This is a genomic window from Pseudomonas sp. B21-010, assembly GCF_024749325.1.
Lineage (GTDB): Bacteria > Pseudomonadota > Gammaproteobacteria > Pseudomonadales > Pseudomonadaceae > Aquipseudomonas > Aquipseudomonas kilonensis.
The window spans coordinates 5691649-5709130 of record NZ_CP087198.1 but is presented as its reverse complement, the minus strand read 5'-3'; the positions used below and the strand labels follow the sequence as shown (position 1 = coordinate 5709130).

At 62.2% G+C, this 17482-nt stretch carries 14 protein-coding genes; 12 read left to right on the top strand and 2 right to left on the bottom strand.

Going from position 1 to position 17482, the window contains the following annotated elements; genetic code table 11:
• Positions 1-32 precede the first annotated feature (32 nt).
• The 12 genes from LOY50_RS25445 (at position 33) to LOY50_RS25390 (ending at position 15302) form a co-directional block, all read left to right on the top strand.
• Positions 33-1742 carry a DUF2138 domain-containing protein gene (locus LOY50_RS25445; RefSeq protein WP_258689490.1) on the top strand — a complete coding sequence of 570 codons (1710 nt, stop codon included), beginning with the start codon at positions 33-35 and terminating at the stop codon, positions 1740-1742.
• Complete coding sequence (locus LOY50_RS25440) at positions 1727-2386, top strand: DUF1175 domain-containing protein (RefSeq protein ID WP_214512533.1); 660 nt, start codon at positions 1727-1729, stop codon at positions 2384-2386. Before LOY50_RS25445 ends, LOY50_RS25440 begins: the two co-directional genes overlap by 16 nt.
• Positions 2383-6951: an alpha-2-macroglobulin gene (locus tag LOY50_RS25435; protein WP_258691276.1), complete on the top strand. Its 4569-nt coding sequence runs from the start codon at positions 2383-2385 to the stop codon at positions 6949-6951. Before LOY50_RS25440 ends, LOY50_RS25435 begins: the two co-directional genes overlap by 4 nt.
• 1 nt (position 6952) lies before the next feature.
• Entirely contained in the window at positions 6953-8572 is a 1620-nt protein-coding gene (locus LOY50_RS25430; protein ID WP_258689489.1) for a DUF2300 domain-containing protein, read from the top strand.
• Between the two features lie 3 nt (positions 8573-8575).
• A complete protein-coding gene (locus LOY50_RS25425; protein WP_253469774.1) occupies positions 8576-9409 on the top strand; it encodes a YfaP family protein in 834 nt (277 codons plus the stop codon).
• Positions 9410-9771: 362 nt separating this feature from the next.
• Complete coding sequence (locus LOY50_RS25420) at positions 9772-10353, top strand: YjfI family protein (protein ID WP_214512530.1); 582 nt, start codon at positions 9772-9774, stop codon at positions 10351-10353.
• A 22-nt stretch (positions 10354-10375) separates the two neighbouring features.
• Positions 10376-11074: a PspA/IM30 family protein gene (locus LOY50_RS25415; RefSeq protein ID WP_003205987.1), complete on the top strand. Its 699-nt coding sequence runs from the start codon at positions 10376-10378 to the stop codon at positions 11072-11074.
• A gap of 209 nt (positions 11075-11283) precedes the next feature.
• Positions 11284-12318: an ion channel gene (locus tag LOY50_RS25410; protein ID WP_253469771.1), complete on the top strand. Its 1035-nt coding sequence runs from the start codon at positions 11284-11286 to the stop codon at positions 12316-12318.
• Positions 12305-12967 carry a DUF2491 family protein gene (locus LOY50_RS25405; RefSeq protein WP_214512528.1) on the top strand — a complete coding sequence of 221 codons (663 nt, stop codon included), beginning with the start codon at positions 12305-12307 and terminating at the stop codon, positions 12965-12967. The genes LOY50_RS25410 and LOY50_RS25405 overlap by 14 nt, the downstream gene beginning before the upstream one ends.
• Before the next feature lie 15 nt (positions 12968-12982).
• Positions 12983-13411, top strand: coding sequence for a DUF350 domain-containing protein (locus LOY50_RS25400; RefSeq protein ID WP_014340424.1), 429 nt, complete (start codon positions 12983-12985; stop codon positions 13409-13411).
• 19 nt (positions 13412-13430) lie between these two features.
• A complete protein-coding gene (locus LOY50_RS25395) occupies positions 13431-14132 on the top strand; it encodes a DUF1190 domain-containing protein (protein ID WP_253469768.1) in 702 nt (233 codons plus the stop codon).
• Positions 14133-14144: 12 nt separating this feature from the next.
• The gene (locus tag LOY50_RS25390) at positions 14145-15302 is read left to right on the top strand and encodes a glutathionylspermidine synthase family protein (protein WP_258689488.1); all 1158 of its coding nucleotides are present in this window, start codon (positions 14145-14147) and stop codon (positions 15300-15302) included.
• Between the two features lie 601 nt (positions 15303-15903).
• On the opposite strand, the gene LOY50_RS25385 is transcribed toward LOY50_RS25390, so the two are convergent.
• Both LOY50_RS25385 and LOY50_RS25380 read right to left on the bottom strand, forming a co-directional pair.
• Positions 15904-16836: a phosphatidate cytidylyltransferase gene (locus LOY50_RS25385; RefSeq protein WP_003205974.1), complete on the bottom strand. Its 933-nt coding sequence runs from the start codon at positions 16834-16836 to the stop codon at positions 15904-15906.
• Between the two features lies 1 nt (position 16837).
• Positions 16838-17458, bottom strand: a complete 621-nt coding sequence (locus LOY50_RS25380; protein ID WP_214512525.1) for a 1-acyl-sn-glycerol-3-phosphate acyltransferase — start codon at positions 17456-17458, stop codon at positions 16838-16840.
• Between the last annotated feature and the right edge of the window lie 24 nt (positions 17459-17482).

Below are 17482 nucleotides of genomic sequence, written 5' to 3'. Positions count from 1 at the left end.
TCCGCTCCTCGGATGAACAGGCCCTTGTGAATATGAGCGACAACACTGCTTCCCCGACCACGCCGACACCTGTCGCCAAACCTGTGCGCCGCTGGCCGGCGATACTGATCGGGCTGTGCCTGGTAACCGGTGTGGCCGCCGGGCTGGGCTGGTTCATGAACAAGCCCAAGGCGCCACCCATGGAGTTGGCGCTGGAGAAACTCGGCTTGAGCCGTCCCGACGGCTTGCTCGAGGCCCATTCCCTGAGCCAGTTGCCCAAGGACCTGTTGGCGGTACCGTTCCTCAAGGCCACGCTCACCGAGGACTTCGTCTTCTATTATGAGGCTCATGCCGACCGTCTCGGGCTGATCGGCAGCCTGCGCCGGATTATCTACGAGCACGACCTCAAGCTGCAGGACAGCCTGATCGAAGAACTTTTCGACCAGCCGGCCGATGTCGCGCTGTGGCGCGGTGCGGACGGTCGCCTCAAGGACTTCCTGTTGGTGATGGACCGCGGTGGCCTGGCCAAGGTCCTGGAGCCGTTGGCGAAAGTCGCCCTGGACGATACTCAGTTGAGCAAGCTCAGCGACCTGAAGGTGGGCGGTGACGACGTCGCGCTCTACCAACTCAGCTACAACGCCAGCAAATCCCTGGTCTTCGCCTCCCATGGCGACAAGCTGGTGGTGCTGTCCAACCCGACCAAGCTGTATGACCCGGCCAGCGGCTCCGCGGTTGAGCCGGGCAGCGTTTCGACGACCGCCCTGGCCGCCTTGCTCAACGGCGACAAACTGTTCCCCGAAGCCTTCGGCCTGCCGCCCAAGGCGCCGGAGGTCAAGCAACGCATCTCGGTCAACGCCAGCGTGCTCGCCATGGGCTACCAGCGTTTCATCCCGAACTTCGCCGGCTTGCGTTTCGACATGGACGACAAGGGCTGGCACAGCTTCCTGGCGATGGACGAGCTGGAAAACCAGCCGGACTTCGACTTCAAGCCAATCTGGCAAGCCATGCCCATGGGCGCCAGTGCCTGCGTGGCCTTGCCCCTGGCCTCCGAGCAGCAGAAACCGTTGCTGGTAAAACTCGGCGCCGACGAAAAAGCCGCCCAGGCCATGGTTGACCATGTGGCCGGCGCAGCAGGCCTGTGCTGGTACGCCGATTCGCGGCTGTACACGCCGCTGTTGGTGGCGAGCCTGAATGAAGACGACGGCAAGCTCGACGCCGACCTGGGCAACCTGTTCGGTTCGATGGTCGGCTCCTATGAAAACAACGTCGCCGAACATGCATTCCCGGTGGTCGAGAAGCAGCAAGGCCCGACGCATCAGTGGCTGCGTCAGGTCAGCTCCAATTTCGGTCCCTACCTGGCCAAGGAAGCGGAACAGCCTGACGCGATTACCGGCAAGGCCTTCCTGCGGGTCAGCCTGGCGCGCCACGGTTCGACCTTGCTGTTCTCCCTCGATGACAAACTCGTGGACAAGGCCCTCGGCACCCTCGACAAACGCTTCCCGCCCATGGCCGACGTGGTGCCCAAGGACCTGCTGATGCCGGTCTACTTCGGCCCGGACTCCATGGCGCAACTGATGCAGCGCGAAACCCTCGACAGCTTGCCCCAGGACATGGAGCCGGTGTTCTACAACGCCGCGCAAACCTACCTGATCCCGAAACTGCGCACCCTCGGCGGCTACGGCAAATACGCCCTGACGTTGCCTGAAGGCAGCGAGCCGGATGGCCACTGGCAATGGCTGCCGCTGGAATGGAAAGCGCTGTGACGGCACTGATCCGCAACCCCGCGTTGACGCTGCTGCTGGCGTTGCTGCTCGGCGGGCCTGCGCTTGCCGTCGAGGCGCCGGCGTTGGACGTGCAGCAATCCCAGGTCTTTCGCGCCTGGTTCGTGCGCATCGCCCAGGAACAGCTGACCAAAGGCCCGAGCCCGCGCTGGTATCAGCAGGACTGCGCCGGGCTGGTGCGCTTTGCCGCCAATGAAGCGCTGAAGGTCCACGATGAAAAATGGCTGCGCAGCAATGGCCTGTCCAATCGCTACCTGCCGCCGGAACTGCCACTGAGCGATGCGCAACGGCGCCTCGCCCAGCAATGGCAGCAGGGCGGCGGCAAGCTCGGGCCCTACGTCAACGCCATCAAGCTGATCCAGTTCAACAGTCACCTGGTGGGCCGCGATGTGGCCCAGGCCCGTCCCGGCGACCTGATGTTCTTCGATCAGGGCGACGACCAGCACCTGATGATCTGGATGGGCCGCTACATCGCCTATCACACCGGCACCACAACCCCTACCGACAACGGCATGCGCTCCGCAAGCCTGCAACAACTCATGAACTGGAAGGACACCCGATGGATACCCGACGCAGCCAACCCCAACTTCATCGGCGTCTATCGACTCAACTTTCTCTCCCAATGACCGGTGCCCGCATGCTGCGCTTGTGTTCAAAATTGCCCCTGCTGTTTGCCTTGTTACTGGCACCTGTCGTGAACGCCGAAGACACGGTGGAGCCCAGCGGCTACACGCCGGTGTCCGGTGAAAGTTTCTTCCTGCTGGCCGACAGCAGCTTTGCCAGCGACGAGCAGGCCATGGTTCGCCTCGAAGCGCCGGGCCGCGACTACCGCCGGTTCCGCATGGAGCCCTACGGCGGCGCCGATATCCGCGTCTATCGCATCGACAAGCCGCTGGAATTCCTCAAGCGCCAGAAGAACCTGCACCGCGTGGTCAGCGACGGCCAGTTCAAGGGCGAAGGCCTGTCGAACACCCTCGCGTACCTGTGGGACAACTGGTACCGCAAGTCTCGTCGAGTGATGCAACGGGCGTTTTCCTACGAATCGCGCCAACAAGTTACCGAAGAAGTGCCGGAGCTGAAGATCGGTGACGCCCTGGTCGCGCCGACCCCGTACGACGCACCGCCACAGTTCGCCTTGATCCCGGGCTTGCCGGTGGTCAGCCAGTTCCGTTATCCGCTCTGGGAAGCCAAGCCGATCCAGCCGCCTGCGGGCGTCAACCTGGCCGGCTCGTCGAGCGAGTTCGTCAACGTCGCGCCGGGCAACGTCTACGTGCCGCTGGGCCAGTTGAAGCCAGGCCTGTACCTGGTGGAAGCGCTGATCGGCAAATACCGCGCAACCACCATGGTCTTCGTCTCCAACACCGTGGCAGTGAGCAAGATTGCCGGTGATGAGTTGCTGGTCTGGGCCGCACGCAAGCATGAAGGGCGTTCGGTGCCCAAGGTCAACGTACTGTGGACCGACGGCCTGGGCGTGATGAGCAGCGGTGCCACCGATGAAGATGGTTTGCTGCGCCTCAAGCACGTCAGCCCGGAGCGTTCGTTCGTCATTGGTGAAGACGAGGAGGGCGGGGTATTCGTCTCGGAAAACTTCTACTACGACAGCGAAATCTACGACACCAAGCTCTATGCCTTCACCGACCGGCCGCTGTACCGGCCAGGGGATTGGGTATCGCTGAAAATCGTTGGTCGTGAGTTCAAGAACGCCCGTGATTCGGTGCAACCGAGCGCCGCCGACGTCAATGTCAGCGTGCTGGACGCCACCGGCACCGAGCTGCAAACCCTGGCCCTGAAACTCGATTCCAAGGCCGGCACCCAAGGCCGCTTCCAACTGCCGGAAAACGCCGTGGCCGGCGGCTATGAACTGCGCTTCAGCTATAAGGACCAGCTCTACAGCAGCGCCTTTCGTGTAGCCGAATACATCAAGCCGCACTTCGAGATCGCCCTGAACCTGGCCAAGCAGGACTACCGCACCGGCGAGCCGGTCAAGGGCAACCTCGTGCTGCTGTACCCGGACGGCAAACCTGTGGTGAATGCCACGGTGAGCCTGAGTCTGCGCGCCCAGCAACTGTCGATGGTCGATAACGAGCTGCAATACCTGGGGCAATTCCCGGTCGAGCTGACCAGCAGCGAAGTGACCACCGATGCCAAGGGCAACGCGACCCTCGATTTGCCGGCCGCCGACAAACCGAGCCGCTACACGCTCACCGTGTTCGCCAGCGATGGCGCGGCGTATCGGGTCAAGACCACCAAGGAAATCCTCATCGACCGTGGCGCGGCGAATTTCCGCCTGAGCGCTCCCCAGCGGTTCAGCGCCGCCGGCCAGAAGGTGTCGTTCAGCTACGCCAACGAAGGCGGCAACGAACAAGCCAAAGCCGTGACGCCAGGCAGCTATGCCTGGGTGCGCCTGGAAGACCAGAGCACTGGCGAAGGCAAGCTGGCGGCCAAGGACAAGGGCTTCAGCCTGACCTTCGACCGCCCTGGCACCTACAACCTGACGCTCAAGGACGACCACGGCCGGGTCATTGGCGCCGCCGCCCATGCAGTGACCGGTGAAGGCATCAAGGCCGTGCCGGGCACGGTCGAGATCGTCTTCGACAAGCCTGAATACAAGACCGGTGACGAAGCGCTGGCGCTGATCACCTTCCCGGAGCCGGTCAGCGATGCGCTGCTGTCGCTTGAGCGGGACAAAGTCGAGGCCACGGCGCTGCTGTCCAAGGGCGGCGACTGGCTGAAGATGGAAAAACTCAGCGACACCCAATACCGCGCGCGCATTGCCGTGAAGGATAACTTCGCGCCCAACCTGACCTTCTCGGTGCTGTACACCAAGGGCGGCCAGTACAGCTTCCAGAACGCCGGCATCAAGGTGGTCACGCCGCAGATCGACGTTGCCGTCGTCACCGACAAAGCCACCTACCGCCCGGGCGACACGGTGACCGTGGACCTGAGCACCCAGTTCGCCGGCAAGGCGATCCCGGCGCACCTGACGGTCAGCGTGGTGGACGAAATGGTCTACGCCCTGCAACCGGAAGTGGCGCCGACCATCGATCAGTTCTTCTATCACCCGCGTCGCAACAACGTGCGCACCAGTGCCAGCCTGTCGTTCATCAGCTACGACGTGGCGCTGCCAGGCAGCCCTGGCGCGCCGGGCAAGGCCAACCGCAGCGAACGCGGGGTCAAAGTGCTTGAGCGGCCACGTCGTGAAGACGTCGACACCGCTGCATGGCAACCGGAGCTGGTCACCGACGCCAACGGCAAGGCCCGGTTCACCTTCAAGATGCCGGACTCCCTGACTCGCTGGCGCATCACGGCCAAGGCCATTGCCGACGACGGCCAAGTGGGCCAGAAAAAGCAGTTCATCGCCTCGGAAAAACCGCTGTACCTGAAATGGAGCGGCCCGACCCGTTTCCGCACGGGCGACAAGCCGCAACTGGGCCTGTTCGCGTTCAGCCAGTCTGAAAAACCACTGAAGGCCGAACTGCTGATCCGCTACGCCGGCGCTGAACAGCGCATGGCGGTGGACCTGAAAAGCGGCATCAACTACGTGGCGCTGCCGGCCCTGGAGCTGAGCAGTGGCGACTTGAACGTGCAGTTGCAATTGAACGGCGAAACCCAGGACGCCCTGGCCATGCGCTTGAACGCCAGCGGCAATGGCTGGCAAGTCACCCAGAGCCAGCGCCTCGATGTGGCAAGCGGCGACACCCCGCTGACCCTGCCGGCCGACGCCAGCGATATTCGCCTGCACCTGGACGACAGCCCGCAAGCGTTGTTCCGTTCGGCCCTGGATGACCTGCTGAGCTATCCATACGGTGGCGTCGAGCAGACCGCCAGCCGTTTGTTGCCGTTGAGCATTGCCTATCCGACCCTGGCGTCGAACCCGCAGATCCGTGACCGCTTGCGGTTGATCATGCAAAACAGTCGCTTGCGCCTGGTGCAGATGGCCGGCCCCTCGGCGAGCTTTACCTGGTGGGGCCAGGACGGTGAACCGGATGCATTCCTCACCGCCTATGCCTATTACGCCGACTGGCACGCCAGCAAGGCCCTGAACCTGAGCCTGCCGCCGGAACACTGGCAACGGGTGCTGGAGGTCTACGCCAAGCAGGCCGGCGATACGCCGCTGCTGCAGCGTGCGCTGATCCTGTCGTTCGCCAAGCAGATGCAATTGCCGGTGAACACCTTGCTCAGCGGTCTGATGGATGACCTGGCCAAGGCCAGTGAAGACAGTACCGAGAGTGTGCTGGACAGTGGCGAAGACAGCCTGGTCATGAACGCCCCGGACTCGGCCCTTGGCTTGGCCAGTGCCCGTGTCCTGACCGCGTCCCTGGCAAAACAGGCCAAGGTACCGTTGCCGGCGGCCTTCAGCCGTCAAGCCGATGCGGCGCAACAGCAACTGGAGCTCAGCTCGCAGCCGTTCGTCGAAGCCCTGGTGTTGTCGTTGCAGAGCTTCGATCAGGCCCGCGCCACTGCATTGCTGGAGCGCGTGTTGCCGCAGCAGTCCACCTTGGAACGGGCCCTGGCCCTGACCTGGTTGCAGCGCAGCATTGAACAGGCGGCACCGGCCGTGGCCCTGGCACCGGGCGAAGGCTGGGTAGCCAAGCAGGGCGCGACCGGTGAAACCTACTGGCAGTGGCAGGGCGCTCAGCTTCCAACGATGCTGACCCTGACCGGCGCCCAGGAGCGTCCGTTGCAAGCGGCACTGAGCTTCCAGAGCCAGCAACCGCCGGTAGCGCCGATGGCCGTGTCCATCACCCGGCGCTTGTCGCGTCTGGTGCCGGGCGACGAGGCCTTCACCTTCAAGCTCGAAGCTGTGGGCAACAAACCGTTGTCCAGCGACAGCCTCTACCTGGATGAAGTGATCATCAACAGCAAGGCGCCGACGCCACTGCGCTACGGCATGCTCGAAGTGCCGCTGCCGCCGGGTGCCGATGTGGAGCGCACCACCTGGGGTATCCAGTTGATGGGCAAGGCCGACAGCGAACCGACGTCCCTGGAAAAAGCCCGCTTCGAGCCCGGCCAGATGGCGTATGCGGTGCCGGTGGATGCCCTCAGTGGCGAGCTGCGCCTGCGGCACTTGGTGCGTTTCTCCCAGAAAGGCCAGTTCAGCTTGCCACCGGTGCGCTTCACCCAGGTCTACGCGCCGCAACATCAGGCGCGGGAACAGAAACCGGCGCTCGGTCAGATCACGGTCAACTGACATGCGCAGGCTGTGGGTTGGGTGGTTGTTGTGCTTGATCCCTGCGCTGGCAACAGCGCAGGACGAGCCGTTGCGCCTGGCCTTCGATGGTCAATTGCTGCGCGTGAGCCAGACCCAGGTGCTGGATCGCCAACCATTGCCCGACACTTTGCAGGCGCCACTGGGCAGCCTGTGGAAGCTGTTTGTCTACGCCTGGCTGGTGGACACCGACGCTCGCGAACCGGTCTATGAGTGCCGCGGCGAGTCGAAGGAAGAAGTCTATTGCTGCAACGCCGGGCAGAGCATCGGTCGTGACCAGGCCCTGGTGAAATCCTGCGGCTTGTATTTCGAGCCGCAGCGGCTCGGGTTGTCGGCTTCGAACTGGCGTGATTACTGGCAGGCCCGTCAGGCGCCGGCATGGTTGTTGGATCTGCCGACCTTGCAACCCCAGACGCAAGTGCCCGTCGCGCAGTTGCTCAAGGCCCTGGCCACGCTACCGGCCCAGGAGCAGGCCCGCCGGGTGCTGCTGGATGTGGCACTTAGCGCGGCCGACGGGCGGCTGGTCGGCGAATTGGGCAGTCGCCTGCGGGTCAAGACCTGGAGCTGGCTGGGTGACCAGGGGCCTTCATCGCGACAGGGCGGTTTCGCCGGTTGGCTGGCCGATGGCACCCCGGTGTGGGCCGGTGGCCGCGGCACCAGCCAGCAGGTCCTGAAGGTCTACGGCGAAGGGTTGGCGGCGGCATTGCCAGTGCGCTGGCCGACGGAAACCGGGCGTTGCGTGGAAGTCGGCCTGTTTGCCCGCTATCCGTTGCAACGGGTGATGTCCGGTGACCGTCCGGCCTCGCCGGGCCAACTGCGCGGCGATTACCGCGTCGAATTCAGCAACGGCAATCAATTGGACATCCACAGCGATGGCGAGCTGTTCCTGATCCCCGGCAAGCTGGTGGCGCGTCTGGACCGGGAGGAATACGTCGCCCGGGTCTTGCAGCGCGAAGCCAAGGCCGAGCCTGCCGAAGCCGCCAAGGCCCTGGCCGTGGCGATCCGCACCTATTTGCTGCAGAACGCCCAGCGTAACGGCGATTGCCTGAGCATCGACGACAGCAGCCATCGCCAGCGTGTCGCGCCACGCCCGGCGGCGCCCGAAACCCGCGCCATTGCCGCCTGGACCAGCGACCTGGTCCTGGCCGGCACCGATGTCACCTACCACTCCGACCAGTCTGGGCCGGACAAACTGTCCTGGGCACAAGCGGTGGAGCAAGCCAGCGCCGGCCAACGCTACGACGCCATTCTGCTGCACGCCTACCCACGTGCCAGCCTCAGCCGCTGGGACAACCCGGTGGCATCCTGCGAAGCGCTGCCTGCCGCCCAGGACTGGCTGCTGAAGCAGCGCCGGGGCTGGCGTGAGCGGTTGGAAAGTGAAGTGGGCTACAACGAAATCAGCGCTTTCGCCGTCTGCCGCGTCGCCTTCGGCCGGCCTTATGTCGACCGCGAGCGCCAGCGCATCTACGTGCGCGGCGTGCTGTCGCTGCAGGATCGTCTCGACCTGACACATGAATATCTGCACCTGGCCTTCGAAGCTCATCCCAACGGCCAGGACGAAACCTATATCGAAGGGCTTGCCCGTCACCTCTTGCTGGAATAGACCATGACACTCCGTTATCCACAGGTCTTGCTGTTGCTCTGCGCCCTGACCGCGTTGCCCTCGGCCATGGCCGCCGACACTGTCAAGCTCGACACTCCGATTGGCGGCTGGCGCAGCGGTGCGCCGGGCGGTGAAGGCGAAAGTTTCAGCCAGACCGTCAACTACCCGGCTTCGTCGGTCAACACGCCCCCAGGCCAGGCCAACACCGCGCGCATTACTGGGCAGATCAAAAGCGCACCCAAGGACAGCAACGCGCCGGGCCAACTCATCGTCAACGGCGTCAGCCTGCCGCTGAAGCTGGATGAGGAAGGTCGCTTCGACCGGCCGTTCTCGTTCCCCAATGGCAGCAACAGCGTTGAAGTGCGCAGTGCCGATGGCCAGCAGCGCCACCGTACGCAATTTCTCAACACCAGCGGCGGCGCCACACCGGCCAAGCTGCGGGTCCTGTTGACCTGGGACAGCGACGGCACCGACCTGGACCTGCACCTGGTCACCCCGGACGGCGCCCACATCTGGTACGGCGACCGCACCGCTGCCAACGGCGCCGCCCTCGACGTCGACGTCACCACCGGCTACGGCCCGGAAATCTTCGCCATGCCCGCGCCGATCAAAGGCCAGTACCTGGTGTATGTGAACTACTACGGCGGCGGTTATCGCAGTGAGGAGGGCGACGAAGAGGGCGAGGGCGGTGGAGAACAAGCGCAACAAGCCCTGACCACCGCACAAGTCACCGTGATCACCGAAGAAGGCACGCCGAACGAGAAGATGGAAACCTTCGTGGTGCCGATGCGGGCGGTGGGTGAACTGACGTTGGTTAAAAGCTTTAGCTATCCGTAAGCAACCCTTGTGGAGAGGGAGCTTGCTCCCGCTGGGCTTGTGTAGGAGCTGCCGCAGGCTGCGATCTTTTGATCTTTCGCTTGAGACTCAAGTGTCTGGAGAAAGATCGCAGCCTCGTTGCACTCGACAGCTCCTACGGCGTGTTTTCTGTGGGAGCATTTGTGACAAAAAATCTCACGCGTGAGCTATTGTGAGGTTTGGAAAGTACCTGTAGTGTTTCTCACGCGTGAGTTTTTCACAGTGGGGTCAGTACCATGTCAACCAGCTCTCCATCAGATCCGCCAGACGGGTCTGTAACCGATTCAGCGAGCCGCACGGGAGAGCGCGCCAAACCCTCCGCGAAAAAACCGTCGAGCTTCTACATGAAGCAGATGCGCGCGGGCCTGAGTGCCGCCGGGTATGTGAAACACGAGACTTGGGTGCTTCCCGAAAACCGAAGCCTGCTCAAGCAAATGGAGAAACAGCTACGCCAACCGATTCTGGCTGGCTCATTCATGTCGGAGGATTACATGAGCGCAGGTAATAACTGGAACATCGATCGCCTCTACAGCGCCCTTCAGGCCCTGGACGACGTGGTCGCGAACGACATCACTCTTTCTCTCGTCCAAGGTTCCGAGTCCAGCATCAAGCTGGAAATGAATGATTTTGGTGGCCTGCCGATCTACATCGCAGTGGTGGGCGACCAGATCATCGTCGATACCGTTCTGGTGGACGTCGAGTCGATCAACGATGTCGCGGCATTCAATGACGCCGTGCTGCGCAGCCGGGAAATGTTCCCGCTGTCGTCCATCGGCATCGAGACCATGCCCAACGGACAGGTCGTCTACAACATGTTCGGTGCGTTGAGCTCCGACTCCAGCCTGACCAACGTCGTGACCGAGGTCAAAACCCTCGTCGACAACGTCCAGCGCGCCAGCGAAGCCTTCGAACGCTTCTTCAATTAATTCACTGAACAGGAACTATCCAATGACTCAGTCCATCTGGAGCAAATTGTTCACCGCACTGCGTGGCGGTGCCAGCGAAGTCGGTGAATCGATCGTCGACCAACAGGCCCTGCGCATCCTCGACCAGGAAATCCGTGATGCCGACAGCGCGCTGGCCAACGCCAAGCGTGAGCTGGTCACCATCATGGCCAAGCACAAGCTGGCGACTGATCGCGTCGGCGAATACAACGCCAAGATCAAGGACCTGGAAGCCAAGGCCCTGGCCGCGATCCAGGCCAACCGCGAAGACCTGGCGCTGGAAGTGGCCGAAGCCATTTCGACCCTGACCAACGAACTGGACGCCGAGCAGAAGCACGCGACCGAATTCGGCGGTTACGCGGACAACATGCGCAAAGACATCACCAAGGCCGAAAGCCGGATCAAGAGCCTGCGTCAGCAAGTGGACATGGCCAAGGCCCGCGAAAGCGTGCAGAAGGCCCAGGTCAGTGCTTCGATCGCCAGCGGCGGCGCCAATGGCAAGCTGGAAACCGCCGTCGGTACGCTCAACCGCCTGCAAGCCAAGCAACAGCAACGTGCCGCTGAGCTGCAAGCCCAGGACGAACTGGCCGAGGCTTCGACCGGCTCCGACCTGGAGCGCAAGCTGCGCGACGCCGGCATCACGCCGAACGAAGGCAGCGCCAATGCGATCCTGGAACGCCTGAAGAAAAAATCGGCTGAGTGATCGGTACACGTTGTCCTGAGTGAACCCGTGGCGAGGGAGCTTGCTCCCTCGCCACAATAGTCTCCGGCACGCCATGGATTTAATTGTGGTGCGGGTACTTTTATCCACGCCGCGCAACAGGTTTAATGCTGTCCGGCCACTACGCTCGAGCCCTCAGACGCCAGAGTGATGATCCCGCCAGGAACGAAGCCCCACGGAGTCAGGGACGAATGTCGATTTTCCTTTTGTTGCGCACGTACGCGTCGTCCTTCTTCCATCGGTTCGGCTGGGCGGGCCTGGCCATTGCGTTGGGCGTGCACCTGGCCACGGCCTGGATCGGCCTGGTGCTGCTGGGCGAGCAACACCTCATCGCCGCCGCCACGTTTATCTACTTCTATCTCACCACCACGCTCACCGTCGGCTATGGCGATCTGTTGCCACAGACATCCGCCGGGCGAATTTTCGTGGCGACCTGGATCATGCTCGGGGGCATTGCCCTGTTGACGACGGTCATCGGCAAAACCACCAGCAGCGTCATCGATGTATGGAGAAAAGGCATGAAGGGCAAAGGCGATTTCACCGGCAAGGTCGGCCATACGGTGCTCATCGGTTGGGAGGGCGCCTCCAGCGAGCGGGTCATCGAACTGCTGCTGCAGGACGAAACCTCCAATGACAACCTGATCGTCATCTGCGATTGCGATCTCGAAGAAAACCCCATGCCCGGCAAGACAGTGTTCATCAAGGGCGACAGCCTGTCCTCCGTCGCGCTGTTGCAGCGTGCCGGCGTGCCGGGTGCCGAACGCGTGCTGGTGCGCACCCATTCCGACGACCTGACCCTGGCCACCGTGCTGGCGGTCAATCAATTGGGCCCCGCCGGACATGTGGTCGCGCATTTCAATGACAGCGAAATCGCCGCCCTCGCCAGCGCCTATGCGCCGAGCCTGGAATGCACCTCCAGCATGGCCATCGAAATGCTGGTGCGTGCCTCCCAGGACCCGGGCTCGTCGGTGGTCATCAATGAATTGCTCTGTGTCGGCCAAGGCGCCACCCAGTACCTGATGAAACTGCCCGAGGCGTTTGAAGCGACGTTCGGCGACCTTTATGCCCGAATGAAAGAACAGCACAACGCTACGCTGATTGGTTACCGCGCCAAGGGCGCCCGACACCCGTCGATCAACCCGCCCGGCGCCACCCGCGTCGTGGGCGGAGAACTCTTCTACATCGCCTCCACGCGTCTCAAGGAAATTTCCCATGGGGTGGTTTAAACAGTTGATGGGGCTTGAGGCCCCGAACGCGAACACGACAGCCAGCAATAACTCGCCTGTCACCGGGCCGCTGGGCCTGGCCTCCGGCAAGCAAGTCATGTTCGACTCCACGCTCAAGTTGCTGCTCGACGGCAACAGCAGCGTGGTCATCCCCGGCTCCCAACAGATCTGGAGCCTGGGCATCGTCGACCTCGGGCAGTCGAACTGGCTGTCGCGCTGCTACATGAACGACGAAGACTACTGGCTGCAAGTGCACACCAGTGGCGATATCGCCGGGCAGGTCGAGTCGGTGATCCTGTTCAACTACCTCAGCTACGTCACGATCAACAGTGAAGCGGAGTTGCGGCGCCTGGCCGGTCCTGAAAGCCTGATCGGCCTGCCGACCTACACCCACGACGGCGTCGAGTACACCCGCGAATGGGGCACCGAGGCTGGCCAGACAGAACTGGTGACGTTGAGCGAGCGCGTGAGCAATCCGGATGAGTCCTACAGCGTCGAGCACCGTTCGATGCTGTACGCCCGCGACACTGGCCTGACGGATCGCCGGGAGTTCTTGCTGTTCTCCGTCGAAGAGGACGCCGAAGGCACCGTCAGCCTGAGCACTTCGCTGGGTATTTCGCTGTACACCACTGACCTGAACACTCTTTGAATAAGGAAGAAGTCCATGCTTGAAGCGCTCTCTATTTCCCTGAACAAAGCCGCCGTGCTTGGCTTTGTCATGTACATCCTCGGCGCCGCCGTGCTGTTCGCGCTGTTCCAGTTCATCTACACCCGCGTCACGCCGCACAAAGAGTTCGAGCTGATCCGTTCGGGCAACGTGGCGGCGGCCATCGCCCTGGGCGGCGCCGTCATCGGTTTCGCGATTCCGGCCAGCAACGTGATTGCCTATTCGATCAGCATGCTGGATTTCGTTGTCTGGGCGGTGATCGCCGCTGTCGTCCAGTTGTTGGCGTTCCTGGTGACCAGCCTGGTGCTCAAGGGCGCTTCCGCGCGCATCAAGAACGGTGAAATCGCCGCGGGTATCTACATCGCCGCCGTGGCCATCAGCGTCGGCATGTTGAACGCCGCGTGCATGACGCCTTCCACGAACTGATTGCGCCACGGAGAACCCGATGAAACGAAGCAAGTACGTCCAGCTTTCGCTGGCCGCGTCGGTCGCCCTGGCGATATCCGGCTGCGGGCCAACGGAAAAAACCTACAAGTTGCAGAAGAAGTACAACTTCCAGTCGGTCCAGCAATGTGTCGATGAAAAGCTGCCGGTGGATATTTGCTCCACCGCCTACATGACCGCCATGGGTGAGCATCGTCGCATCGCGCCGGTGTACGACAGCCAGGCTGATTGCGATGCCGACTTCGTGCCCGATTGGTGCCAGCAGGACTCGGCCGGCAAGTTCCTTCCCAAGCTGGGTGGTTTCGAGCTGAACGCCGATGGCGAAGTCACGCAGTCCGAGGTCGATGCCGCCCGGGCCAAGTTGCCGGCTTCGGAAGCGAACGTCGGTGGTTCAGGCTTCGGCAATCTGCTGACCGGCATGCTGATCGGCAATATGTTGAGCGGCAACCGCAGCAGTTATTACTCCGAGCCGGTCTACCGCTACCGCGATGATCGCGGCGACTACGGGTCCTCGACCCTCAGCCAGCGTGTGTCCAGTGGCTCGACCTTTACCAAGTCCAACCAGGCGCGGTACGGCAGCTACACCGATTCCATCAAGAGCAGCAAGGCGATGGCCGTCGCGTCCTCCACGTCTCGTGGCGGTTTCGGCAGCAAGTCCAGTGCCCGCAGCGGTTGGGGCGGTTCGAGCAGCTCCGGCGGTTGAGGAACCAGCGCCATGAAGAAGATCCATTGCGCAGAACGTCATGACTGGAAACAGACCGCCGAGCAGCTCGGCTTTCTGTTCCACACCATCGACGACGAACCCTATTGGGACGAAAGCGCGTACTACCAGTTCACCCTCAAGCAGATCGAGGACGACCTGGAAGACCCGACCACCGAGATCCATGACATGTGCATGGACCTCGTGGCCCGCGTGGTCCAGAGCGAAGAATTGCTGGAGCGCCTGAGCATTCCCGCGCCGTTCTTCGACCTGGTGCGCACTTCATGGCTCGAAGGCCACCCGCATTTGTATGGGCGTATGGACTTCTCCTACAACGGCACGGGCCCCGCCAAGCTGTTGGAACTCAACTACGACACGCCGACCAGCCTCTATGAGGCGGCGGCGTTTCAGTGGGGCTGGCTGGAGCAATGCATCGAGCGCGGTTTGCTGCCCAAGCATGCCGACCAGTTCAACAGCATCGACACCAAGCTGCACCAGGCCTTTGCCCAGTTGCAGCTCAAAGAGCCGTTTTATTTCGCCTCGATGAAAGGCTCGGTGGAAGACAAGGGCACCACGGACTACTTGCGCCTGATCGCGGAAAAAGTCGGCATTGAATCGCGGCACATCGATATCGAAGACATCGGCCTCAACAGTGACGGGCGTTTTGTCGACCTGGAAGAGCGCTGGATTCCGCACCTGTTCAAGCTGCATGCCTGGGAGTTCATCTTCCACGAGCCGTTTGGTGAAGCGATTGCCCAGTGCGATACGCAGTTTTTCGAGCCGGCCTGGAAGTCGATCATCTCGAACAAAGGCATCCTGCCGCTGCTGTGGGAATTCAACAAAGGCCACCCGAACCTGCTCGCGGCCCACCTGGATACCGACACGAGCAAAGCGGTGCCCAAGGGCTGGGTGCGCAAGCCGTTCTTTTCCCGGGAAGGCGCCAACATCGAGCTGCAAACCGCTGATGGCCTGATCGTAAAAGAAGACGGCCCCTACACCGACGCGCCGTTCATCCTCCAGGAATTCGCGCCACTGCCACGCTTTGACGACAGCTACACGCTGGTTGGCTCCTGGGTCATCGGCGACCAGGCCGCCGGCATCGGCGTGCGGGAAGACAACAGCTTGATCACCAAGGATTCAAGCCGGTTCCTGCCGCATCTGATCCTCGACTGATTAACCCCTCCACACCCAACCCCCTGTGGGAGCGAGCTTGCTCGCGATGGCGGTGGATCAGCCGATTCGATGTTGGCTGACCTGGCCCTATCGCGAGCAAGCTCGCTCCCACAGGGTTATGTGTTCAGTCAAACGGCCAATTCAATCAGCCTGACACTCCGCGGTGCTTGGTTCTGGGGCTGCTTCGCAGCCCAGCGGGAGCAAGCTCCCTCGCCACAAGAGCTGTGTGCCAGTGGGTCAAACACTGAATCCCTGTGGGAGCGAGCTTGCTCGCGATGGCGGTGGATCAGCCGATTCGATGTTGACTGACCTGGCCCTATCGCGAGCAAGCTCGCTCCCACAGGGTTATGTGTTCAGTCAAACGGCCAATTCAATCAGCCTGACACTCCGCGGTGCTTGGTTCTGGGGCTGCTTCGCAGCCCAGCGGGAGCAAGCTCCCTCGCCACAAGAGCTGTGTGCCAGTGGGTCAAACACTGAACCCCCTGTGGGAGCGAGCTTGCTCGCGATGGCGGTGGATCAGCCAACATTGATGTTGACTGACATGTCCCTATCGCGAGCAGGCTCGCTCCCACAGATTTAGGTGTTCACAGAAGAACTTTCCTCAGGTCCACCAGTACCGCACCAGGTGGAAGAAGATCGGCGCCGCGAAGCACACCGAGTCCAACCGGTCGAGCATGCCGCCGTGGCCTTCGATCATGTGGCCCCAGTCCTTGACGCCGCGGTCGCGTTTGATCGCTGACATGACGATGCCGCCAGCAAACCCCAGCAAGTTGATCAGCAAGGCGATGAGGAACGACTGCCAAGGATTGAACGGCGTGATCCACCACAGCGCGCCACCGATCAACGAGGCCAGGAAAATGCCGCCGACAAACCCTTCCACGGTTTTCGAGGGCGACAGGTTCGGCGCGATCTTGTGTTTGCCGAACAGCTTGCCGCAGACGTACTGCAACACATCCGAGAGCTGCACCACGATCACCAGGTACGCGATCAGCAACAGGTTTCGCCCTTCGAAACCGGCGATGTCCAACGTCAGCAGGGCCGGGACGAAGGAGATGCAGAACACCGCGATCATCAAGCCCCACTGAACCTTGGAAGCGCGCTCCAGGAAGTGCGTGCTGTCGCCGCCCAGGGACGCCAGGATCGGCAGCAGCAGGAACACATACACCGGAATGAAGATCGAAAACAGCCCGTACCAGTCGTAGTAGATCAACAGGTATTGCAGCGGCAGTGCCAGGTAGAACGCGGCCACCAGGGCTGGATAATCGCTGCGTCGGGTGGGTGTGAGGGTCAGGAATTCCCGCAGGGCGTAGAACGACACCGCGTAGAACAACAGGATCACCGCGGCATTGCCGAGCCAGAACGCGATGCCGATCACCAGCACCATGATCCACCAGGCATTGATCCGGGCGTTGAGGTTATCGATAACCGAGTTCGGCGCGCCTTTGGTCCGCAGCCTGAGAATGAAACCGATCAACGAAGCCAGCACCAGAATGGCGCCGATCCCGCCAAACAACATCAGGGTATATCGATCCATGTCAGACGTGCTCCGGGGCCAGTGCCAGCAGCGCGGCGCGGCTGCGTTCAAGAAATTGCTCTTTGCTTTCACCTTCCTCGATGCACAGCGGCGCACCGAAACTGGTGGTGCACAACAGCGGCAGAGGCAGGACGCGGCCTTTGGGCATGACGCGGTTGAGGTTGGCGATCCACACCGGGATCACCTCGACCTCGGGGTGTTTTTTCATCAAGTGATAAATTCCGCTCTTGAAGGGCAACAGGCCTTCCTCCGGATTGCGTGTGCCTTCCGGGAAGATGATCAGCGAGTCGCCGTTTTCCAGCGCATCGAGCATCGGCTGCAATGGGCTGTAGGAAGGATCCTTGCGCTCACGGTCCACCAGCACGCCGTTGAACACCCGGTTGATGATGTAGCGACGCATCGGGCTGGTTTGCCAGTAATCGGCCCCCGCTACCGGGCGGGTGAGCTTGCGCAGCGCCGGCGGCAGCGAGGCCCAGAGCAACACGAAGTCACCGTGGCTGCTGTGGTTGGCGAAGTAGATCCGTTGCACCGGCGTCGGCGCGCAGCCGAGCCACAGGCTGCGAGCGCCCGTGACCATGCGGGCGGCGGAGGTGATGAGGTTAGCGACCACGGGTTCGAACATGAGGATTCCTTGTCCTGAGAAACA

Excerpts from the sequence above, each read along its gene's own strand:
- LOY50_RS25445 (WP_258689490.1), top strand. The coding sequence starts at position 33 with ATGAGCGACAACACTGCTTCCCCGACCACGCCGACACCTGTCGCCAAA.
- LOY50_RS25440 (WP_214512533.1), top strand. The coding sequence starts at position 1,727 with ATGGAAAGCGCTGTGACGGCACTGATCCGCAACCCCGCGTTGACGCTG.
- LOY50_RS25435 (WP_258691276.1), top strand. The coding sequence starts at position 2,383 with ATGACCGGTGCCCGCATGCTGCGCTTGTGTTCAAAATTGCCCCTGCTG.
- LOY50_RS25430 (WP_258689489.1), top strand. The coding sequence starts at position 6,953 with ATGCGCAGGCTGTGGGTTGGGTGGTTGTTGTGCTTGATCCCTGCGCTG.
- LOY50_RS25425 (WP_253469774.1), top strand. The coding sequence starts at position 8,576 with ATGACACTCCGTTATCCACAGGTCTTGCTGTTGCTCTGCGCCCTGACC.
- LOY50_RS25420 (WP_214512530.1), top strand. The coding sequence starts at position 9,772 with ATGAAGCAGATGCGCGCGGGCCTGAGTGCCGCCGGGTATGTGAAACAC.
- LOY50_RS25415 (WP_003205987.1), top strand. The coding sequence starts at position 10,376 with ATGACTCAGTCCATCTGGAGCAAATTGTTCACCGCACTGCGTGGCGGT.
- LOY50_RS25410 (WP_253469771.1), top strand. The coding sequence starts at position 11,284 with ATGTCGATTTTCCTTTTGTTGCGCACGTACGCGTCGTCCTTCTTCCAT.
- LOY50_RS25405 (WP_214512528.1), top strand. The coding sequence starts at position 12,305 with ATGGGGTGGTTTAAACAGTTGATGGGGCTTGAGGCCCCGAACGCGAAC.
- LOY50_RS25400 (WP_014340424.1), top strand. The coding sequence starts at position 12,983 with ATGCTTGAAGCGCTCTCTATTTCCCTGAACAAAGCCGCCGTGCTTGGC.
- LOY50_RS25395 (WP_253469768.1), top strand. The coding sequence starts at position 13,431 with ATGAAACGAAGCAAGTACGTCCAGCTTTCGCTGGCCGCGTCGGTCGCC.
- LOY50_RS25390 (WP_258689488.1), top strand. The coding sequence starts at position 14,145 with ATGAAGAAGATCCATTGCGCAGAACGTCATGACTGGAAACAGACCGCC.
- LOY50_RS25385 (WP_003205974.1), bottom strand. The coding sequence starts at position 16,836 with ATGGATCGATATACCCTGATGTTGTTTGGCGGGATCGGCGCCATTCTG.
- LOY50_RS25380 (WP_214512525.1), bottom strand. The coding sequence starts at position 17,458 with ATGTTCGAACCCGTGGTCGCTAACCTCATCACCTCCGCCGCCCGCATG.